At 69.0% G+C, this 19336-nt stretch carries 17 protein-coding genes; 9 read left to right on the forward strand and 8 right to left on the reverse strand.

The features are described 5' to 3' along the window. The 7 genes from darT (at position 1) to EG812_RS12745 (ending at position 9566) form a co-directional block, all read left to right on the forward strand. Positions 1–687 (forward strand): type II toxin-antitoxin system toxin DNA ADP-ribosyl transferase DarT, encoded by a 687-nt coding sequence (gene darT, locus EG812_RS12715; protein ID WP_126711655.1) that lies wholly within the window; start codon positions 1–3, stop codon positions 685–687. After that, positions 684–1856 (forward strand): type II toxin-antitoxin system antitoxin DNA ADP-ribosyl glycohydrolase DarG, encoded by a 1173-nt coding sequence (gene darG / locus EG812_RS12720; protein WP_199743856.1) that lies wholly within the window; start codon positions 684–686, stop codon positions 1854–1856. The genes darT and darG overlap by 4 nt, the downstream gene beginning before the upstream one ends. After that, entirely contained in the window at positions 1816–4914 is a 3099-nt protein-coding gene (locus EG812_RS12725) for a DEAD/DEAH box helicase (RefSeq protein WP_286047707.1), read from the forward strand. Before darG ends, EG812_RS12725 begins: the two co-directional genes overlap by 41 nt. A gap of 207 nt (positions 4915–5121) precedes the next feature. Further along, complete coding sequence (locus tag EG812_RS12730) at positions 5122–5808, forward strand: lytic polysaccharide monooxygenase auxiliary activity family 9 protein (protein WP_043719779.1); 687 nt, start codon at positions 5122–5124, stop codon at positions 5806–5808. Positions 5809–6144: 336 nt separating this feature from the next. Further along, positions 6145–8256: a choice-of-anchor J domain-containing protein gene (locus EG812_RS12735; RefSeq protein ID WP_126711657.1), complete on the forward strand. Its 2112-nt coding sequence runs from the start codon at positions 6145–6147 to the stop codon at positions 8254–8256. Between the two features lie 151 nt (positions 8257–8407). Beyond that, positions 8408–8761 (forward strand): nitroreductase/quinone reductase family protein, encoded by a 354-nt coding sequence (locus tag EG812_RS12740; RefSeq protein ID WP_126711658.1) that lies wholly within the window; start codon positions 8408–8410, stop codon positions 8759–8761. Positions 8762–8831: 70 nt separating this feature from the next. Next, a complete protein-coding gene (locus EG812_RS12745; RefSeq protein ID WP_126711659.1) occupies positions 8832–9566 on the forward strand; it encodes a DivIVA domain-containing protein in 735 nt (244 codons plus the stop codon). 60 nt (positions 9567–9626) lie between these two features. On the opposite strand, the gene EG812_RS12750 is transcribed toward EG812_RS12745, so the two are convergent. Next, the gene (locus tag EG812_RS12750) at positions 9627–10850 is read right to left on the reverse strand and encodes a multidrug effflux MFS transporter (RefSeq protein ID WP_013731781.1); all 1224 of its coding nucleotides are present in this window, start codon (positions 10848–10850) and stop codon (positions 9627–9629) included. A gap of 54 nt (positions 10851–10904) precedes the next feature. On the opposite strand from EG812_RS12750, the gene EG812_RS12755 reads away from it, so the two are divergent. Beyond that, positions 10905–11348 carry a MarR family winged helix-turn-helix transcriptional regulator gene (locus tag EG812_RS12755; protein ID WP_013731780.1) on the forward strand — a complete coding sequence of 148 codons (444 nt, stop codon included), beginning with the start codon at positions 10905–10907 and terminating at the stop codon, positions 11346–11348. Positions 11349–11430: 82 nt separating this feature from the next. Here the strand turns inward: EG812_RS12755 and EG812_RS12760 are convergent, their stop codons facing one another. The 4 genes from EG812_RS12760 to EG812_RS12775 all read right to left on the reverse strand — a co-directional run bounded on the left by EG812_RS12760 (position 11431) and on the right by EG812_RS12775 (position 15160). Continuing rightward, positions 11431–11811: a YciI family protein gene (locus tag EG812_RS12760; protein WP_013731779.1), complete on the reverse strand. Its 381-nt coding sequence runs from the start codon at positions 11809–11811 to the stop codon at positions 11431–11433. A 32-nt stretch (positions 11812–11843) separates the two neighbouring features. Beyond that, positions 11844–12518: a DUF998 domain-containing protein gene (locus EG812_RS12765; RefSeq protein WP_126711660.1), complete on the reverse strand. Its 675-nt coding sequence runs from the start codon at positions 12516–12518 to the stop codon at positions 11844–11846. A gap of 131 nt (positions 12519–12649) precedes the next feature. Beyond that, positions 12650–13924 carry an RNA polymerase sigma factor gene (locus EG812_RS12770; RefSeq protein WP_126711661.1) on the reverse strand — a complete coding sequence of 425 codons (1275 nt, stop codon included), beginning with the start codon at positions 13922–13924 and terminating at the stop codon, positions 12650–12652. A gap of 78 nt (positions 13925–14002) precedes the next feature. Beyond that, entirely contained in the window at positions 14003–15160 is a 1158-nt protein-coding gene (locus EG812_RS12775) for a hypothetical protein (protein ID WP_126711662.1), read from the reverse strand. A gap of 298 nt (positions 15161–15458) precedes the next feature. On the opposite strand from EG812_RS12775, the gene EG812_RS12780 reads away from it, so the two are divergent. Then, positions 15459–15656 carry a hypothetical protein gene (locus EG812_RS12780; RefSeq protein ID WP_013731775.1) on the forward strand — a complete coding sequence of 66 codons (198 nt, stop codon included), beginning with the start codon at positions 15459–15461 and terminating at the stop codon, positions 15654–15656. A gap of 63 nt (positions 15657–15719) precedes the next feature. On the opposite strand, the gene EG812_RS12785 is transcribed toward EG812_RS12780, so the two are convergent. The 3 genes from EG812_RS12785 to EG812_RS12795 form a co-directional block, all read right to left on the reverse strand. Beyond that, positions 15720–16004, reverse strand: a complete 285-nt coding sequence (locus EG812_RS12785) for a putative quinol monooxygenase (protein ID WP_043719777.1) — start codon at positions 16002–16004, stop codon at positions 15720–15722. A 93-nt stretch (positions 16005–16097) separates the two neighbouring features. Next, positions 16098–16856 (reverse strand): MerR family transcriptional regulator, encoded by a 759-nt coding sequence (locus EG812_RS12790; protein WP_013731773.1) that lies wholly within the window; start codon positions 16854–16856, stop codon positions 16098–16100. A gap of 39 nt (positions 16857–16895) precedes the next feature. Continuing rightward, positions 16896–19220: a putative bifunctional diguanylate cyclase/phosphodiesterase gene (locus EG812_RS12795; RefSeq protein WP_199743857.1), complete on the reverse strand. Its 2325-nt coding sequence runs from the start codon at positions 19218–19220 to the stop codon at positions 16896–16898. Positions 19221–19336: the final 116 nt, after the last annotated feature.

The raw sequence follows: 19336 nt of genomic DNA on the forward strand, positions 1-19336 counted from the left end.
ATGGCAAACGATGCCGGCCGACCGAAGCCCACCCTGATCAAGCATTTCACCCATATCGACAACCTGCCAGCCATTCTGGCCGCCGGTCGACTCTTTGCGGACAACGCCGTAGGAGGGCGGCTTGCCATGAACGTCGGTGCCACCGACATCAAGGCGAGCCGACGCGAGCGCATCGTCACGTGCCGACCGGGTGGTGTCGTGGCTGACTACGTGCCCTTCTACTTCGCGGAACGCTCGCCAATGATGTATCGGATCGCATGCGAGCACCGAGACGGCAAGGCCGGATGCTACCCGGACGGGGATGATCCCCTGGTCTACCTCGTCAGCTCCGTGGAGCGAGTGCATGAGGCTGGGCTGAGCTGGGTCGCGAGTGATGGAAACTGCGCACACCACTTGTCCAACTTCTGTCGATCACTGAACGAGCTTGAGGAGTTCGTGGACTGGCCACTGATGCGGGAGCGGATCTGGAGGAACCTCCCCGAGGATGCCGATCGAGTCAGACGACGCATGGCGGAGTTCCTGGTCCACCGCGAGCTTCCAGTCGACCTACTCCTCGGCTACGCCGTACGGACGCCACAACGGGAGACACAGCTGAAGCGCGCCCTGCAGGCGGCTGGCATCATCGACGCGTACGTTCGTGTCATACCAGACTGGTACTACGGGTACAGACGGGAGGAGGTGGGATGATGATCACTATTTGCCACGGTAACCTTCTAACTGCTGAGGCCCAAGCGCTAGTAAATACGGTTAACACTGTCGGAGTGATGGGCAAGGGAATTGCCCTCCAGTTCAAACGAGCTTACCCGGCTAACTACGCGGCTTACCGGGCAGCATGCGCCGCCAGTGAAGTCAAGCTAGGCAAGATGTTCGTTTTCGATTCAGCTCGCCTCGGCCCCCGCAGATACGTAATCAACTTTCCCACGAAGGGGCACTGGCGGGCCGACTCAAAGCTGTCCGACATCCAGGCAGGGCTCGCTGATCTCGTCCGTGTGGTACGCGAACGCCAGATCACCTCCATAGCTGTACCCGCCCTGGGCTGCGGCAACGGCGGGCTCAACTGGGACGAGGTTAGGCAGGCAATCGAGCATGCCTTCGCCGCGCTACCCGACGTGCAAGTGCTGCTATTTCCTCCGGAAGGGGCACCCCGCCCGGCTGACATGCCGGTAGCCACTGAGATGCCCCGACTGACCGAAGGCCGCGCCACTCTGCTGCGGGCTATCGAGCGTTATTTACAACGAGCACAGACACTCGAACCGCGCGATGGTGTAACCGTGCTGGAAATTCAGAAGATCGCCTACTTCCTTCAAGCTCTGGGGCAGCCGCTACGTCTGCAATTTGTTCGCGGCCGGTACGGTCCATACGCCGAGAACCTGAACCATGTCCTCGACCGCTTGGAAGGGCACTACCTCACTGGCTTCGGCGACCGGTCCGCGCGCGTCGAAGAGCTTCAGCCAATTAGGCTCACTGACGGCACGTCCGATGCCATTGCGACCTGGTTCGAGGCGCACGGCTCCCCGTCGCCCGACACGCTGGACCAGTTGGCCCGTCTGGTTAACGGATTCGAGGCGCCATACAGTCTTGAGCTACTGGCCACTGTGCATTACGCCGCCGCGTTGCACCCACCGACCAACGATCTCGCCGAGTTGATCGAGCGGGTTCGTAGTTGGAGTGGTCGCAAGGCACGCCTCTTCACACGCCCGCACATCAAGCTGGCCTACGACCGGCTGCAGTCCGCCGGCCTCCTGCCCTGCACTGGTTCCGGCGTGATCGCTGGCGGTGCCGAGCAATCCCCGCAAAATCGTGAAGATCAGCAGAATGACGAGAAGTTGGTTGGGTTCCCGAGTGACGAGTCTTGAGCGGGGTGTCTACGAGCACATCGTCACGCGCGACCTGGCCGACCGGCTCCAGCACATCGATCCTGCGCTGATCCAGCACGCGAACCTCGACACGGCTGACGCCCCCGATGCCCTCGCCCGGCACATCGCCACCCTGGTCCACCGCGCCCTGCACGCTGTCGCCAGAGACGACCAACTGCACCGCCAAGTCGATTTGGCCAACCGCATTGCCGAGGCGATCGCCGTCCTCAGCCCACAGGCCGCCACCATCGATGACCAGGTCGCGGACGCAAATCGGCTCCTGCACGCCATCGCCGCACCGCCCACCCAACCGGCCGCGACCACCTTCCCACCGCGCCCCACCACTCCGCTCTCTACCGGCGCGCTGCTAGTCAACGGTCGGCACCAGCCGCGCATCGGCCACGAGGTCACACACGAGATGGCGTCGGCTGACCAGGTGGACCTGCTCTGCGCGTTCATCAAGTGGCACGGCCTGCGCCTCATCGAGCCCGCCATCCAAGAACTGACCGCTCGCGGCGGCCGCCTCCGCGTCATCACCACCACCTACATGGGTGCCACCGACCAGCGAGCCCTCGACCGGCTCGCCGAGTTGGGGGCCGACATCAAGGTCTCCTACGAGACCAGGACCACCCGCCTGCACGCCAAGGCATGGCTGTTCCGCCGCAACAACGGCATGACCACTGCTTACGTCGGCTCCTCGAACCTGTCGAAGTCCGCGCTGGTCGACGGGTTGGAGTGGAACGTACGGATCTCGAACGTCGAGCAGCCGCACGTCATCGACACGTTCACCGCCACGTTCGAGGACTACTGGAACGACCCTGCGTTCGAGGCGTACGACCCGGCGAAGGATAGTGAGCGGCTGGGGTACGCGCTGCGGGGCGAGCGCGCCGACGAGGCCCCGACCGAAATCGCCAACCTGGACGTACGGCCGTACCCGTACCAGGCGGAGGTCTTGGCTGACCTGGATGCCGAGCGGCGCGTACACGGCCGCTGGCGCAACCTCGTCGTCATGGCCACCGGCACCGGCAAGACCGTAGTGGCCGCGCTGGACTATCGCCGGCTACACAAGGCCGGGGACGTCGACTCGCTGCTGTTTGTTGCGCACCAGGAGCAGATCCTGAGGCAGAGCCGGTCGACCTTCCGGCAGGTCATGGGGGACGGCAGCTTCGGCGAGACGTTGGTCGCCGGGGACAAGCCGAAGCAGTGGCAGCATGTGTTCGCCTCGATCCAGTCGCTACACCGGCAGGAGATCGACCCCGAGCAGTTCGACATGGTGATCGTGGACGAGTTCCACCACGCCGAGGCCAAGACGTACGCCCGGCTGTTGGAACGGCTGCGGCCACGCGTACTCCTCGGCCTGACGGCGACCCCCGACCGGGCCGATGGCCGCGACGTGCGGCGGTGGTTCGACGGGCATGCGGCCGTGGAGCTGCACCTACGGGAGGCGCTGGACCGGCAGTTGTTGGCGCCCTTCCACTACTTCGGCCTGCACGATGACGTGGACCTGTCACATCTTCAGTGGAAGCGCGGGCAGGGTTACGACCGATCGGAGTTGGAGAACCTCTACACCGGCAACCAGGCGCGGGCGCGGCTGGTGCTACGGGCTGCCCAGAGGCTCGTTGACGTGGGGCGGATGCGGGCGCTTGGGTTCTGCGTGAGCATCGGGCACGCCGAGTTCATGGCCGACTGGTTCACCCAGCGGGGCGTATCGGCGGCGGCCGTGACGTCGGAGGTCAGCCGACCGGAGCAACGCGACCTGATCCGGGACTTCAAGGCCGGCAAGCTGCGCGTGCTCTTCACCGTCGACCTGTTCAACGAGGGCGTCGACCTGCCGATGGTCGACACGATCTTCCTGCTCCGGCCCACCGAGAGCGCCACGATCTTCCTTCAGCAGCTCGGCCGTGGCCTGCGCCTGGACGACGACAAGCCCTGCCTGACCGTGCTCGACTTCATCGGCGCGCAGCACGCCAACTTCCGGTTCGACCTCCGCTGGCGGGCGCTGACCGGGGTCAGCCGCCGCCAGGTGCACGGCGCGGTGCAGCAGGACTTCCCGATGCTGCCGAGTGGGTGCCACATCGAGCTGGACCGGGTCGCCAAGGAGGTGGTGCTCCGCAATCTGGAGCGGGCGGTCCCATCCTCGAAGAACAGCATGGTGACTGAGCTGCAGCAACTCGGTGACGTGACGCTGGCCGACTTCCTGCGGGAAACCGGCCTGGAGGTGGGCGACGTGTACCGGTCGGCGACGCTGGGCGGCTGGACCGGACTACGTCGGCTCGCCGGGGTGGAAACCACGAAACCGGGGGCGTACGACCGGGAGTTGGGGCGGGCGATCGCCCGGATGCTGCACACCGACGACCTTGAAAGGTTGGCGTTGTGGGAGCAGGTAGCGGCCGGTGAACCAGTGCCCGATGGGCGACTGCTGGACATGCTGCACTTCAGCCTATGGGGGCCGAACGTGCCCCTATCGCAGCGAGACGAACGGCTCGCCCGGCTGCGGGCTGAGCCAGCTCGGTGCGTCGAGCTGCGCCAGGTCGCGGAGGTGCTACGAGAGCAAATCCACCGGATCACCGAGCCGGTCGGGCTTAATCAGGTGCCGCTGCGGGTGCACGCTCGGTACAGCCGCAACGAAGCCTGCGCGGCTTTCGGCATGCCGAACCCTGGGTCGCTGCGAGAGGGCGTGAAGTGGTTGGAGTCCGAGCAGGCGGACATCTTCTTCGTCACCCTGGTCAAGTCCGAGCAGCACTACTCCCCCACGACCATGTACGCCGACCGGGCGATCACCGACACGCTGTTCCAGTGGGAGTCACAGAGCACCACCTCGTCGGCATCGGCGACCGGACAGCGGTACATCCACCACGTCCAACGTGGCTCGACGGTGCATCTCTTCGTCCGCGAAACCAGGGTGGCCGACCGTGACCTGGGCGCACCGGCCTACCTGTACGCCGGACCGATGACCTATCAGGAGCACAGCGGTGACCGCCCGATGCGCATCATCTGGCGGCTACAACACCCACTTCCCGCCGACATGTACGCCGCCGCCCGCGCCATCGCCGCCTGACGGTCCACCACACCTCCACGGTCGCGCCCGCAGCGACGACCGAGGCGCACCTTCCCATGCAGATGAGGGCAGATCAGCACCGTGGCGACTAGCGGGATCAAATCATCGCCAGCTCAACGTCAATAGACGATCGTTGCCAAATCGGGCTATGAGTGGCAGACTCGCGGAAGCGCTCCCATCGACGTCCATGGATGTCTAGAACGGAGGATGCAAGTGCGATCACTCGAATCCGAACAGTCCGGCCAGCGATCCCGGTCCGCTGCCCGCCGGCCCGCACGAGCGCTCGTCCTGCTGCTCGCCCTGGTGGTGGGCATGCTGCCCTGGGCCGGTACGGCCCAGGCGCACGGCACCATCGTCAACCCGGCCTCTCGTGCGTACCAGTGTTGGAAGACCTGGGGCAACAACCACATGAGCCCGCAGATGCAGCAGCAGGACCCGATGTGTTGGCAGGCGTTCCAGGCCAACCCGGACACCATGTGGAACTGGATGAGCGCGTTGCGCGACGGCCTCGGCGGGCAGTTCCAGGCCCGTACTCCCGACGGCCAGTTGTGCAGCAACGCCCTGTCCCGCAACAACAGCCTGAATCGTCCCGGGGCGTGGAAGACCACGAACATCAGCCGTAACTTCACCGTCCAACTGCACGACCAGGCGAGCCACGGTGCTGACTACTTCCGGGTCTACGTGAGCAAGCAGGGCTTCAACCCCGCTACCCAGCAACTCGGGTGGGGAAACCTCGACTTCATCACGCAGACCGGGCGCTACGCACCGGCGCAGAACATCTCGTTCAACGTCTCGACCTCCGGCTACACCGGACACCACATTCTGTTCGTCATCTGGCAGGCATCGCACCTCGACCAGGCGTACATGTGGTGCAGTGACGTGAACTTCGTCTGATCCACAAATGCCGATGCATTCGGCGCGCCGCCGGCCCAGGACCTTGGCCTCCTGGGCCGGCGGCGTTTTCTGCGGTAGCCGATTCCGACAGGCCCGGGGCGGGGCCCTCTTGCCTGATCGATGTGCATGTGTTGAGGTCACGGAGACGCTCAATCAGCGTGCGTAGATCCACTTAATGCCTGGTCGACTGTGACAGGACCTGGGCGGATCTTCCATCGATGAGGAGGTTCCATGGCACGTCGCCGCTTTGCGGGGATAGCAGCAAGCGCCATTGTCCTACCGTTTATCTATGTCGTCGCCGCACCGGCGACCGCGTCAGCCGCTCCCGGCCCGCAGGTGGCGCCCAGCGCCGCGGACACCGGCGGGCTCGTCAGCGACATCCGTGAGTTGACCCGCAAGGACTTCACCTTCAACGGTAAGAAGGTCGAGGTGCCGACCCAGTACCAGCCGAAGGCACAGTCGCGCCGGACGCAGGCCGCGGCCGAGACCCCGCCGGTCGGGACCGTACGCAACTGGTTGGCCCTGGACGACTACCAGGGTGTCATCTACCTCAAGCCGTACACCCTGCGTGGGGTGGGCGACAACATCGAGGTGTGGGTAGCCAACGACACCGAGTTCCCGGAGGGCGACTGCCGTCAGCAGATCCCCAACTCGACGGTGATCACCGATGCCCAGGTCAACCGCCTGATCAGCGAGTTCGACACGAACATGTACCCGAAGTCGATCGCGGCGTTCAGCACCCCGCCGGAGCGCGACGGCACCAACGCGGAGCTGGCCGGTGACTTCACCGGGGCCGGCAACCGTACGGTCACCCTCATCGACAACGTCCGGGATGACAACTTCTACGACTTCCCGGCCGCCGCCAGCTACATCGCCGGGTTCCACTTCTCGCTCTTCGACGAGCTGCTCGATCGCAACATCATGACGGTGGACGCTTTCGACTGGGCGCACCGCACCGGCGAGAACCCGCCGAACGAGCCCACGGACGACGTGTGCACCTCCCGGCCGGCCCGGCCGAACCTCTACGAGGGCGTCTTCGTCCACGAGTGGCAGCACCTGGCGCACTACCACGCCGACCCCTTCGAGTCGGTCTGGCTGAACGAGGGACTGGCGGACTTCGCCCAGACGCTCGCCGGCTATGTGGACGCGCGGGCCCGGATCGACCAGCCCGGCACGGACAGCCACATCTACTGCTTCCAGGGCTTCGGTACGGTCCAGACGCCGTACAACACCAACCCACGTGACTGTGGTGGCCCGGAGAACTCGATAAACCTGTGGAACGAGGGCAGCACCAGCAGTGCCGTGCTGGCCGACTACGGCAACGCGTACTCCTTGATGCTCTTCCTCTACGACCGCTACGGCCTGGACTTCATCTCCCGGCTGCACCAGGACGGCGACCTGCAGGGGTTGGCCAGCCTGAAGGCGGCGCTCGCCGACGAGGGCGTCAAGGACATGTACAAGGTGCTGCACGACTACCAGACGATGAACCTGGTCGACCGGATCGTGGGCAACTCGAAGCTGGGCATCATGCTCGGTGTCGACAAGCGGCGGGTCACCACGGACAGCCTGAACGCCACGGTCAACCTGGACAACCCGGCTTCGTACGCGACTCCGGGCGCGGCGCCCAACGGTGCCGACTACGTCCAGTTGCGCAAGGCGAACGGCAAGCCGCTGGGTCGGGGCGACCTGCGCTCGATCAAGTTCCAGGGCGCGAAGTCGCTGCCGGCGATCCCGCTGGCCTGGACGACGGTGAGCAACGACCCGGATCGTCCGGGCAACTCGGTGATCTGGTCCGGCAACGGCAACAGCACCGACGCCGCCGCCGTCACCCCGGTGACCGTACCGGCCGCCAACCCGACGCTGACCTTCCTCGCGAAGTACGGCGCCGAGGTCGGCTACGACTACGGCTACGTCAGCGTCTCCGCCGACGGCGGCAAGTCGTACACGCCGATCGCCGGTGACAAGACGGTGAGTGGTCCGCTGGGCCCGGCGCTCAACGGCACCACGAGCGGGTTCGAGCCGCACTCGTTCGACCTGTCGGCGTACGCCGGTCAGCAGATCCTGCTCAGCTTCCGGTACGTCAGCGACGGTGGGGTCAACGAGGGTGGCCTGCTGATCGACGACATCACCGTGGGCGGCACGTTGGTCAGCGACGGGTCGAGCCTGGCGCCGTTCGACTCGCCGTCGGAGATCTACCCGACGCCGGTGGCGAACTGGAACGTCCGGTTCGTCGGTCTCGACGAGAAGAACAAGATCGCCTACCAGTACGAGGTGAACGGCAAGTCGAGCTTCACCCTCGGTACGCTCCCGACGCTGGCCCTGCTGACCTTCCCGAAGGTGGTCGCGATCGTCGCGTACGACGAGCCGACCGAGCAGGTCACCCAGTACGCGCCGTACAAGCTGACGGTGAACAACGTGGTCCAGCCCGGCGGTGGCACGCTGAGCTGATCCATCCGACAAGGAACGCCCGGTACCGCGACCAGCGGTGCCGGGCGTTTCCTTTCCGGGGACCGGGGGCCGAACCGGCCGCGCGCACCTCGCGCGCTGCCTACCCTGACGGGCGAGGGCATCGTCGCAGGGCAAGCTGCCGGAGGACACCATGACCAACGCGATCGGTGAGGCGCTGTCGGGCGTACAGGAGGTCGAGCTGACCGTGACCGGCCGCAAGAGCGGACGGCAGATCGCCCGCCCGGTGTGGTTCGTGCAGGACGACGACAACGTCTTCCTGATGCCGCTGACCGGCTCGGACACCCAGTGGTACAAGAACGTCCAGCAGACCCCGATGGTGCAGTTGGCGGTCGACGGCACCTCGTTGAGTTCCAGCGCCACCCCCATCACCGACACCCGCCAGGTCGAGAACATCGTGGCCATGTTCCGCGACAAGTACGGCCCCGACCAGGTCGAGTCCTACTACCCCAAGCACGACGTGGCGGTGCAGGTCCCCCTCGGCTGATCAGGGTCCCCACCGGCTACGGCAGAGATGGGATGCTGTGGTCCGTGCTGGCCGGTGATCGGGGGCTGCGGTGGGCGTGACACAGAAGCGGGCCTGGCTGGTGCTGGCCGTCGGGTTCTTCCTTTTCGGCCTGTCGATGCTGGTGCTGACGGATGATCCGGGCGTGCTCACGGTTGTCGGCGGCGTGCTGCTGGTGGCGTTCAACGGGTGGCGGTTGGTCACCGCCGTGGTCCGGCCGTTCCGGTTCCGGATCGACGCCGACGGGTTGGACGTACGGGTCGCCGGGCTGCGCCGCACGCTCGCGTGGCACGAGATCGACGCGATCGTCCTGTGCCGGCCGGCGGCCACCGGCCCGGCACCGTGGTTACTGCTGGTGCCGGCGGCCGGTGTCCTCGATCGTCCGCTCACCGAGCCCAGCCCCGTCGACGGTCGCAAGGGCCTGCTCCTGCTCGATCTGGGCACCGTACGGCAGTCGGTCGACGAGGTCACGGCTGCCCTGATCCGCTTCGGCGGTGGCCGGTTCGTCGACGGCCGCCAGCACCGCCGTCCGGCGTCCGAGACGCCGTCGTTCACCACCGCGCTGCGCGGCTACGACCAGCGTCAGATCGACGAGTTGGTCGGGCAGGGCCTGGAGGCGTTCGCCTCGGGCGTGCCGGCGCAACGCTCTGCGGTCCGGGCGCAGATCGAGTCGGCCCGCACCGACCTTGCCGTCAGTCTGCGCGGGTACGACATCGCCGAGGTCGACGCCTATCTGGATCGCCTGTCGGCCGACCTGGCCGACGAGCCGGGGCCGCGAGCCGGCTGAGCCTGGCCTGCGGAGTAAGCGGCGGCGGAGTCAGCGCCTGCGGAGTCAGCGCCTGCGGAGTCAGCGGCGGCGGGCCAGGGTGAGCACCACCAGCAGTGATCCGGCGGCCGCACCGGCGATCACCAGGGCCATCGGCAGGGCGCTGCCCTCCCCGCCGATGCCGACCAACGGCGCGGCGCCGGCGGCGACCACGGCCTGGATGCCGCCGAGCAGCGCGGCGGCCGTGCCGGCGTGGGCACCGTGCCGGTCCAGGGCCAGGGCGGTGCCGTTGGGCATCACCATGCCGAGCGAGCCGAGGAACACCAACATCGCGACGATGACCAGGGGCAGGGCTTGCAGCAGCGCGCCGGCGATCAGGCCGAGCGCGGCGAGCAGCCCGAGACCGAGGGCGGTGATCAACAGCTGGCGGGGGCCGTGCCGGTCGAGCAGTCGGGCGTTGAGTTGACCGACGGCGACGAAGGCCAGGGAGTTGACGCCGAAGATGAGGCTGTACATCCCGACGGAGAGACCGAAGACGTCCTGCAGGACGAACGAGGAACCGGAGAGGTAGCCGAGCAGTCCGGCGAAGGCGAGGCCCTGGGTCAGCGTGTAGCCGAGGTAGATGCGGTCGGTGATCAGCACGCGGGCGATGCGGGCGATCGAGAGCAGGCCACCGGTGTTGCGCCGCGCGACGGGCAACGTCTCGGGCAGCCGCCAGGCGACGACGGTCGCGAGCAGGGCACCGATGACGGTGAGGGCGACGAAGATGACCCGCCAGTCGCCGAAGTTGAGCAGCAGACTGCCGAATGCGGGGGCGATCATCGGGGCGAGGCCGAAGATCAGGGTGAGTCGGGAGAAGTACTTCGCCGCGGCGCGACCGGCGTAGAGGTCACGGACGATGGCGCGGGCGACGACCGTGCCCATGCCGCCGGCGAAACCCTGGAAGAAGCGGGCCGCGGCGAAGGTCTCCGCCGACGGCGCGAGCGTGCAGAGCAGCGACAACAGGGTGTACGCGGCCAACCCGACGATCACCGGCCGGCGTCGCCCCCAGCGGTCGCTGAGTGGACCGGTGACGAGTTGACCGACGGCCACGCCGATCAGGCAGGTGGTCAGGGAGAGCTGGATGCGCGCCTGGCTGGCGGACAGGTCGCGGGTCATGTCGGGCAGCGCCGGCAGGTAGGTGTCCAGCGACAGCGGCCCGATCGCGGTGAGGCTGCCGAGCAGCACCAGCAGCCCGATGGCGGCCCGGCCGGTCGGTACGGCGACTCGGTCCGGCGCGGTGGAGGGCGTGGCGGTCTGCGGCATGGCGGCTACGATAGCTCTGCCTACAGAGGCATTTGATCCGGACGGGGGCGCACTGTGACGGAGGAGACCCTCGCCGAGCTCGGCGCGGCCCTGGGTGACCTGCACCGGGTGCTGCGCCGTACGGCCAGCCAACGGACGGGTCGGGCGGCCCTGCCCGACGCTCAGGTGGAGGTGCTGCGTCTGGTGCAGCGACAGCCCGGGATCAGCGTCCGGGAGGCCGCCGAGCGCCTGGGCACCGCGCCGAACACGGTGAGCACCCTGGTCGGTGAGCTGACCTCGGCGGGCCTGCTGAGCCGGGAGCGGGACCCGGGTGACCGGCGTACCGTCCGGTTGGAGTTGACCGATGCGGCGCGGGACCGGACGGCCGCCTACGGCCAGCACCGCAGCGAACTGCTCGCCGCCGCCCTGGCCCAGTTGGAGGCCGCAGATCGGGAACGGCTGCTCGCCGCCACCCCGGCGCTGTCCCGGCTGGCCGACCAGGTCGCCCTCCAACGCTGACCCGTCGACAAACGCCCGAGCGGCCTGACGAGCGGGACCGGCCCGGCCGACGCGCGACCGAGCCGGTTCCGTTCCACGGCGGTCAGGCCGGCGGGGCCAGGTCCTCCCACTCGGTGACCCGGCGGACGTCGACCTCGACGTCGATGTCGGCGGCGATGAAGATGTCGGTGAACTTCTGCGCCCAGTGCATCGCCTCGGCCTTGTCTCGGACCTGCAACAGCGCGAACCCGGCGATCAGCTCCTTGGTCTCGGCGAACGGCCCGTCGGTCACCGTCGCCTTGCCCCCGGTGACGGTGATCCGGCCGGCGTCCACACTGCTCGGCCGCAGCCCTTCACCGGCGAGCAGCACACCCGCCTGGTTCGCTTCGCCCATGAACGCGCCCATCCGGGCCATGAAGGCCTCGTCGGGCTGCCACAGCTCGGGCCTGTTCTCGTCGAGCTTGTGCATGACCATGAAACGCATCGAAGTTGTTCCTCTCCTGTTGTGTGACGAATTCAGCGGGACGTGACAGCCAGCAGACGGGCGCAGACAACCGAGAGCCAACCGAAGAGAACAGCGGAGCCCAGCGCCATCCGTACGCTGATGCTGTCCTGGTGCGGCCAGGCCATCACGAGCACCACCACGGCGGCACCGGCAACCGACAGCACGGCGGCACCGGGCCGGCCCAGCCGGGCCTCCCGGCGGGCGAAGACCAGGCATGCCACGGTGAGTGAGCAGAACGCGAGCATCGCACCGACACCGTGGCCGACGGCATGCCAGCTCATCGTCTCCGCCGGCCCCTGCGGCGCGCCCGCCGGCCATCCCATGCTCGGGTCGGCCACCAGCACACCGCCGACGATCAACCCGAGGCCGAAGACGGCGACCAGCCGAGGCACCCAGAGAGCACCGGGCTGGCCGGGCGGCAGCACCCGACGCATCCCGGCCGCGCCGGCGAGCGCCAGCAGTCCGGTCATCACGAACGTGGTGATCTGGATCCACCCGTGCTCACCGAGCGCGAGCAGGCTCAGTGGCTGCCGACTCAGGTCGAACCCGTCGCGGGTCAGCACCTGCGCGGTGACCGACACCGCGAACACCGGCCCCGCGGCGATACCGCCGGCCAGCAACACCCCCGTCGTACGATGCTTGCCGGTGCCCGCCACCTCGGGCCGTGCCGTCGTCGCGGTCGCCATGTTCGCCTCCTCGTCCTGCCGGCCGGTCGCCGGTGTGCCGGGCCGGTGGTCAGACAGACCGGCTGTCACTGACGCGTCGGGCGACCCGACCGGGATTCGACATCGCGGCGGGATTTTTTCCAGAAGGATTTTCAGCGCCTCGGCGGCACCCCGGCGGCGCAGTCGGCGGCCCGGTCGCGCAGCAGCGCCTGTTCCCGGGCGTTGCCGGTGAGTTCGGCCGCGCGGGTGAACTCGGCGGCGGCCTCGTCGTAGCGGCCGAGCTTGGCCAGCAGGTCGCCGAGCACCGCGGGCAGCAGGTGGTAGCGGGCCAACGCCGGTTCGGAGGCCAGCGGACGGGCCACCGCCAGGCCGGCGGCCGGCCCGTCGGCGAAGGAGACCGCCACCGCTCGGTTCAGCTCCACCACCGGCGACGGCGCGACCTGTGCCAGCTCGGTGTAGCTGGCCGCGATCCGCGCCCAGTCCGTCTCCTCGGCGGTACGCGCCCGCGCGTGACACGCCGCGATCTCCGCCTGGAGGGTGTACGGGCCGGCCTGGTCACTGCTGGTCCGCGCCCGCTCCAGCGCCGCCAACCCTCGGCGGATCAGCAGGTGGTCCCAGCGTCGCCGATCCTGTTCCAGCAGCAGGACCGGTTCCCCGGCCGCGTCGGTGCGCGCAGCGGTCCGGGACGCCTGGATCTCCAGCAGCGCGGCCAACCCGTGCACCTCGGCTTCGTCCGGCATCAGCGTCTGCAACATCCGGGCCAGCCGCAGCGCGTCCTCGCAGAGCGCCGGGCGCATCCAGTCCTGCCCGGCGGTCGCCGCGTACCCCTCGTTGAAGATGAGGTAGGTGACCTCCAGGACGCTGGCCAGCCGCTGCGGGCGGTCGGCCGCACCGGGCACCTCGAACGGCACCCCGGCCTCGGCGAGCGTCTTCTTCGCCCGGGTGATCCGCTGCGCCATGGTGGACTCCGGCACCAGGAACGCCCGCGCGATCTCCTCGGTCTTCAGGCCGCCGACCATCCGCAGGGTCAGCGCGGCGCGGGCCTGCGGGGTCAGCACCGGATGGCAGGCAGTAAAGATCAACCGGAGCAGGTCGTCGTCGATGGTGTCCTCGAAGGCCGCGTCGAAATCCGGGGTGAACGCCCCCTCGCCGAGGTCACGGCCGAGTTCGGCGACCTTGCGGTCGCGTACCTGCCGGTGGCGCAGGCCGTCGATGGCCCGCCGCTTGCCCACCGCGGTCAGCCACGCCCCCGGATTTGTCGGTACGCCGTCACGCGGCCACTGCTCCAGTGCGGCGACCAGCGCGTCCTGGGCCAGTTCCTCGGCCCAGGAGACGTCGCGCACCAGCCCCGCCAGGGCGGCGATCACCCGCCCGGACTCGATCCGCCACACCGCGTCGATGGTGCGGTTGACCTCGGCAACTCCCATTGGCGCATCAGACCAAACCGGTCCGCCCCGGGCAACAACCACCCGCCGGGGGTCGACGCCCGGCGTCACGTCAGGCCGTCAGTGCCACACCGTGCGGCGTACGCCGCCGTGCAGTCCGCACGCCCTCGGGCTGCCACCGGCCAGGCTGATCTTGCCGTTCGCGCACTGCACCAGGTAGCCGCGCCCCTCCCAGAACCCCGGCACACAGTCGAAGTGCTCGCACACCTGCGGGTCGGGCTCACGGATCCGCTCACCGGAGCAGAAGTCGTACCCCATCGGGTTGGCCGGGGCACCGCACCGTCGCTGCGGGCTGCTCCGATCCGCCGTCGGCGAGCCGCTGGCGCGGGGTGTCTTCGGGCCGGTGACCCGCAATGCCTTCGGGGAGCCGGTGGCGCGGGGTGCCTTGGGTGCGACGGTGGCGGCGACCGGTGCCGGGGTGGCCGCGACCGCCGTCTCCCGGCCGGTCGGATCCGACGGGCCGGAGTTCGCCAACGCCAACGGCACCAGTACGGCCAGGGCAGCCGCGACCACCGCGGTCCGCCGGCCGCCGGGCAGCAGCGCCAACAGCCGGGCCTGTGCCGGCGTGGCGATACCGGGCCGGGACGGGCGCGCCTTGGTGTGCTCGGCGATCAGTTCGTCGAGTTGGGCGATGACGGCGTCACGCTGCTCGATGGCGTCGGCGAAGGCCAGGGTGAGCAGGAACCGGAACTCGGCCGCCACGTCGGCGGGCACCAGCACCCCGGAGGTACGCCGCCGGTCGAGCACCTGGATCAGGGAGACGGGCGCCTGCGGGTCGTGGGCCAGGCCGCTGATCCGCCCGTACGCCCAGTCCCGTCGACCGCGTCCACCGAGCAGCACGAGCCGCCGGTTGGTGATCACCGCCATGCCGGCGTCGGTGACCCGGACGCCGTCGGGTAGGCGACGGTGCAGCCGGCCGTGCTCCACGCCGACTGTCAACTCGGGGGCGGGCAGCACGGCGGTGTGCCGTACCTCCACCAGTTGGGCCGCCGGCACCACCCGGAGCACGATCTCGTCGGGGCCCAGTTCGAGCAGCAGACCCTCGCCGGCCGCGGCGGAGCCGTGGCACTGCTCGGCGAGCGTACGCAGTCGGCGCAGTTCGTCGTCGCGTCGCCGCCAGGCCCTCTCGGCGCTGCGGAACAGCCGCAGCCGGCGCTCGTTCTGCCGGCGCGCCCACCGGTACCGCCATGTCGAACCCGTCGAATCAGTCCTCGCCACGCCGACTCCTTCGCCGCGCATGCCACCAACCGCAGGCCATTCAGAGGGGTGTCACAGTGATTAACGGCACAAGGCAGCACGATGGACACGGCCGACACCGGGCGAAATACCCGATCGGTGGACCAATAAGGACGAGTTGGTGGTTTTGCTGCGCCCGTCCCGCGTGCCGACACCACCTCACCGGACCGGTCAGCCGTCGGCAGGTGTGACGCATCCAGCAGCGCTGACGCCAATCAATCGGACGAGTTGACAGGACCGACATCGAGGCTGACGGGATGATGACGAACAGGGCCACGAGATGAGCAGCCCGACCCGCCAGATCGATCGGGACACCGCCGACCTGCTCCTCGACGGCGACCCGGTCGCCCTCAGCCGGGTCGGACGGCTCGCCGCCACGCTGCGTGCGCTGCGCGGGCCGGCCCGCCCCGGCGAACTGGCCGGGGAACCAGCGGCGGTGGCCGCGTTCCTGGCCCGACTGGCCCGACGCCCGCCGTAACATCGTCGTACGGCAGGCGTCGGGTGGGTCGGCCGCGACCGGCGTGGGACCGCCGGGGCAGGGTCAGGGGGACTCGACCGCGCTGATCCGGAACTTGTGCACCTCGGCGCCGACCAGAGCCACCTGCTGTTCCGGCTCGGGACCGGAACCGCGGAAGTCGAGCAGCTGCTCGTCGGACTCCCACCGCTCGTAGACGTTGATCCGGCCCGGCTCGACCAGGTCGGCGCTGATGGCGAAGTCCACACAGCCGGGCGCCGACCTGGCCTGCCGGACGATCTCGGCACAGGTGGCCAGGTAGTCGTCCCGCTCGGCCGGATCCACATAGAGCGTGCCGGCGACTATCAACACGAATGACCTCCGCAGATCAGGACATGACCCCGTCAGTCATACTCCCCCGCCCCGACAGTTCCCGCCCGTCGAACCACCGACGCGCGGCTCCTGTCACGCCCGGGTGATCGCGTTGGCGTGGATCGCCTCGTGCAGGTACTGGCCCAGCCCCGGCGCCATCGCTTCGTAGTGGGCCAGGAATCGCTCGTCGGCCAGGTACATGTCGGCCAGCCCGGTGTGGATCTCGTACGAGCACTCGTAGAACCACCGGCTGATGTGCTGCCGGTGTTCCTCGGCCAACTCCATCGCCGCCGGCCCGTCCGCCGGGGCGCCCGAGGCCATCAGTGCGACGATCCGCCGCCCCCAGTCCTCGGTCTCGCCCTTGATCCGCAGCCAGTCGTCCTTCGAGTAGCTCGACGCGCGCCGGTTCGACTCCCGGTACGCGTCGGTGCCACCCCAGCGCTGCTCCGCCTCCTCGGCGTACGCCTCGGGCTCGAAGTCACCGAACACCTCGAAGCGCTCCTGCGGGGTGAGTGGGATGTTCAACTTGTTCGCCTCCATCGCAAACTCGATAGCCGTGACCATCTCCTGCAACCGCTTGATCCGTACCGTCAGCAGTTCGTGCTGGCGGCGCAGGTGCGCGTCCCGGTCACCGGCCGGGTCGTCGAGGATCTCGGCGATCTGTTCCAGCGGGAACCCCAGCTCGCGGTAGTACCGGACCAGTTGCAGCCGCTCCAGGTCCGCGTCGCTGTAGCGGCGGTAGCCGGCGCCGGTGCGCCCGCTGGGCGACAGCAGCCCGATCTGGTCGTAGTGGTGCAGCGCCCGCACGGTCACCCCGGCGAGCCTGGCCACCTGGCCGACGGTGTACGCCATGGTTCCCTCCCTTCTGAGAAACCACGGTCCCGCCTGCCGTTACGTGAGGGTCAAGCCCGATTCTGCGACATCGGACACCCTCGCGGGCGCGGAGCCGGCCAGCACCGTACGCAACTCGTCAAGCGCGGCGGGCCGCCCGTACCGGTAGCCCTGCCCCTGCACACAGCCGATCGCAGCGACCGCGTCGTGCTGCCGCTCGGTCTCCACCCCCTCGGCCACCACGCCCAGGCCGTACGCCCCGGCCAGCCGGGTCACCATCTCCACCGTCGCGTACGCCCGGGTGTCCTCGGAGAGCCGGGCCACGAACGACCGGTCGATCTTCAACTCGGTGGCCGGGATCCGGTGCAGATAACTCAGCGAGGAATAGCCGGTGCCGAAGTCGTCGATGGCGATCCGGATGCCCAGCTCACGGAGTTGACCCAGCCGGTCGAGCACCGCATCGCTGCCCTCGATCAACGCCGACTCGGTGAGCTCCAGGGTCAGCGCCCGCGGCGCCAGTCCGGCCCCGGCGGTGGCCTCGGTGACCGTGGCGATCAGATCCGGCCGGCGCAGGTGCGCCGCCGCGATGTTCACCGCGACCGTGGCCGACGGGACCTGGGTCTGCCAGGTGGCCGCCGCCCGACACGCCTCGTGGATCACCCACCGGTCGATCGACAGGATCAGCCCGGTCTCCTCGGCCAGCGGCAGGAAACGCGCCGGGCTGAGCATGCCCAGCCGGGGATGCCGCCACCGCACCAGCGCCTCGGCGCTGCGTACCGTGCCGGTGGACAGGTCAACGATCGGCTGGAACTCCAGGTGCAGCTGCTGCTCGTCGACCGCCCGCCGCAGGTCGGCGATCAGCTCCGCCCGACTGACCGCGGACTCCCGCAGGGCCGGCGTGCAGCGCCGGTACGCCGACTTGCCGGCCGCCTTGGCCGCGTACATCGCGATGTCGGCGTCGCGCAGCAGATCCGTGTACGTGACGTGTTGTGGTCCGTACTCCGCGATGCCGATACTCGCCGACGGGTGGACGCCGACAACCTCCTCGCCGGCCGACGGGTGCAGCGACGCCAGCAGCCGCTCCGCCAGCCGCTCCGGCGCGGCGGTACGCCCGGTGACCAGCACGGCGAACTCGTCGCCACCGATCCGGGCGATCATGCCGTCGTCGGCGACCGCGCGCCGCATCCGCCGCGACAGGCCGGTCAGCAGGGTGTCACCGGTGCTGTGCCCGAACCGGTCGTTGACCTGCTTGAAGCCGTCCAGATCGAGCAGCAGAACGGCGACCGGCTGGGCCCCACCCAGGGCGCTGCGCAGCCGGCGGGTGAACGCCAGCCGGTTGGGCAGCCCGGTGAGCTGGTCGACGTAGGCGAGGTGCCGCAGCCGCGCCACCAGGCGCAGGTTCTCGTTGGCCGCCAGGATCTGCCGCAACGCCAGCGCCGCCAACAGCCCCAGCAACGCCAGGAAGACCGGCAGCGGGCTGTGCCCGGAGGGCTCCCGGGCCAGCAGCGCCGCCGCGATCACCCCGCCCACCGGCAGGTACGGCAGCGTCACCCGCCACCACGGCGGCAGCGGCACCTCACCGACGTCGACGCCGCGCTGACAGTGCTGCGGCGGAGCGAGCCGGGCCGCCACGCCGATCAGCAGGTAGCTCAGCGGCCACAGCACGTCGATCAGGGTGCCGGAATGGTAGGTGCCGGCAGCCGCCGTCGACACGTACATCGAGTCGGCCACCGCACGAATGGTCAGGCTCGCTCCGAGCAACGTCAGCGGACGCCACACCGGCCGACCCGGCCCGATCACCACGACCAGGACGGTCAGCTGCATCAGGTCGAACAGCGGGTAGAGCAGGCCGGCGTAGCGCAGCGGCTCGTTCAGGTCCGTCAGGGCGACGTTACGGAACAGCAGCAGCCAGCCGATCGGCATCAACGCCAGCGCGACGATCACCCCGTCGAGCAGGGCCCGGGCGCGTCCCAGCGAGGTGCGGGGAGCGGTCAGCGCGCACAGCAACGCGCCGGTCCCGGTGAGCAGGCTCGCCGTGAAGATCAGCCCGATCGGCAGGGTGTGCGGCAGTTCCTGGCCCGCGAGCCGCTGCGACGTCCACAGGGCACGGCCGGCGAGGGAGAGCAGCATGGTGGCGGCGAGCAGAAGCCAGAACCGGCGCAGCGGTCGAGGGTGCCGGCGGGCAGCACCCACGCAGGCCAGCGCCGCCCAGCAGGCCACGGTGATCGCGCCGAGGTCGCTGACGAGAGCCGTCTGCGGCAGTTCGAGGGCCAACCAGACGGTCTCGACGGCCACGACCGCGCCGGCGGCGTACACACCTGCCGGGCCGACCCGGGTCTGCCCGGCCGGCCGCACGGTGGCCTGTTCGATGTCCTTTCGCGACACAGCGATCGCTCTGGCTTTCTCTCGTTCGCGCACCCTCGACGGCGAAGACCGGTCCCGGCAAACCCGGAAAGACTAGCCACGCAATCGACCGCACCGCCAGATCCAGCCGGACGGAG

It is taken from the genome of Verrucosispora sp. FIM060022 (assembly GCF_003977705.1).
Lineage (GTDB): Bacteria > Actinomycetota > Actinomycetes > Mycobacteriales > Micromonosporaceae > Micromonospora > Micromonospora gifhornensis.

What these genes read in the sequence shown, in the direction of transcription:
- darT (WP_126711655.1), top strand. Translation starts at nt 1, where the DNA reads ATGGCAAACGATGCCGGCCGACCGAAGCCCACCCTGATCAAGCATTTC.
- darG (WP_199743856.1), top strand. Translation starts at nt 684, where the DNA reads ATGATGATCACTATTTGCCACGGTAACCTTCTAACTGCTGAGGCCCAA.
- EG812_RS12725 (WP_286047707.1), top strand. Translation starts at nt 1,816, where the DNA reads ATGACGAGAAGTTGGTTGGGTTCCCGAGTGACGAGTCTTGAGCGGGGT.
- EG812_RS12730 (WP_043719779.1), top strand. Translation starts at nt 5,122, where the DNA reads ATGCAAGTGCGATCACTCGAATCCGAACAGTCCGGCCAGCGATCCCGG.
- EG812_RS12740 (WP_126711658.1), top strand. Translation starts at nt 8,408, where the DNA reads ATGACCAACGCGATCGGTGAGGCGCTGTCGGGCGTACAGGAGGTCGAG.
- EG812_RS12750 (WP_013731781.1), bottom strand. Translation starts at nt 10,850, where the DNA reads ATGCCGCAGACCGCCACGCCCTCCACCGCGCCGGACCGAGTCGCCGTA.
- EG812_RS12760 (WP_013731779.1), bottom strand. Translation starts at nt 11,811, where the DNA reads ATGCGTTTCATGGTCATGCACAAGCTCGACGAGAACAGGCCCGAGCTG.
- EG812_RS12765 (WP_126711660.1), bottom strand. Translation starts at nt 12,518, where the DNA reads ATGGCGACCGCGACGACGGCACGGCCCGAGGTGGCGGGCACCGGCAAG.
- EG812_RS12770 (WP_126711661.1), bottom strand. Translation starts at nt 13,924, where the DNA reads ATGGGAGTTGCCGAGGTCAACCGCACCATCGACGCGGTGTGGCGGATC.
- EG812_RS12780 (WP_013731775.1), top strand. Translation starts at nt 15,459, where the DNA reads ATGAGCAGCCCGACCCGCCAGATCGATCGGGACACCGCCGACCTGCTC.
- EG812_RS12790 (WP_013731773.1), bottom strand. Translation starts at nt 16,856, where the DNA reads ATGGCGTACACCGTCGGCCAGGTGGCCAGGCTCGCCGGGGTGACCGTG.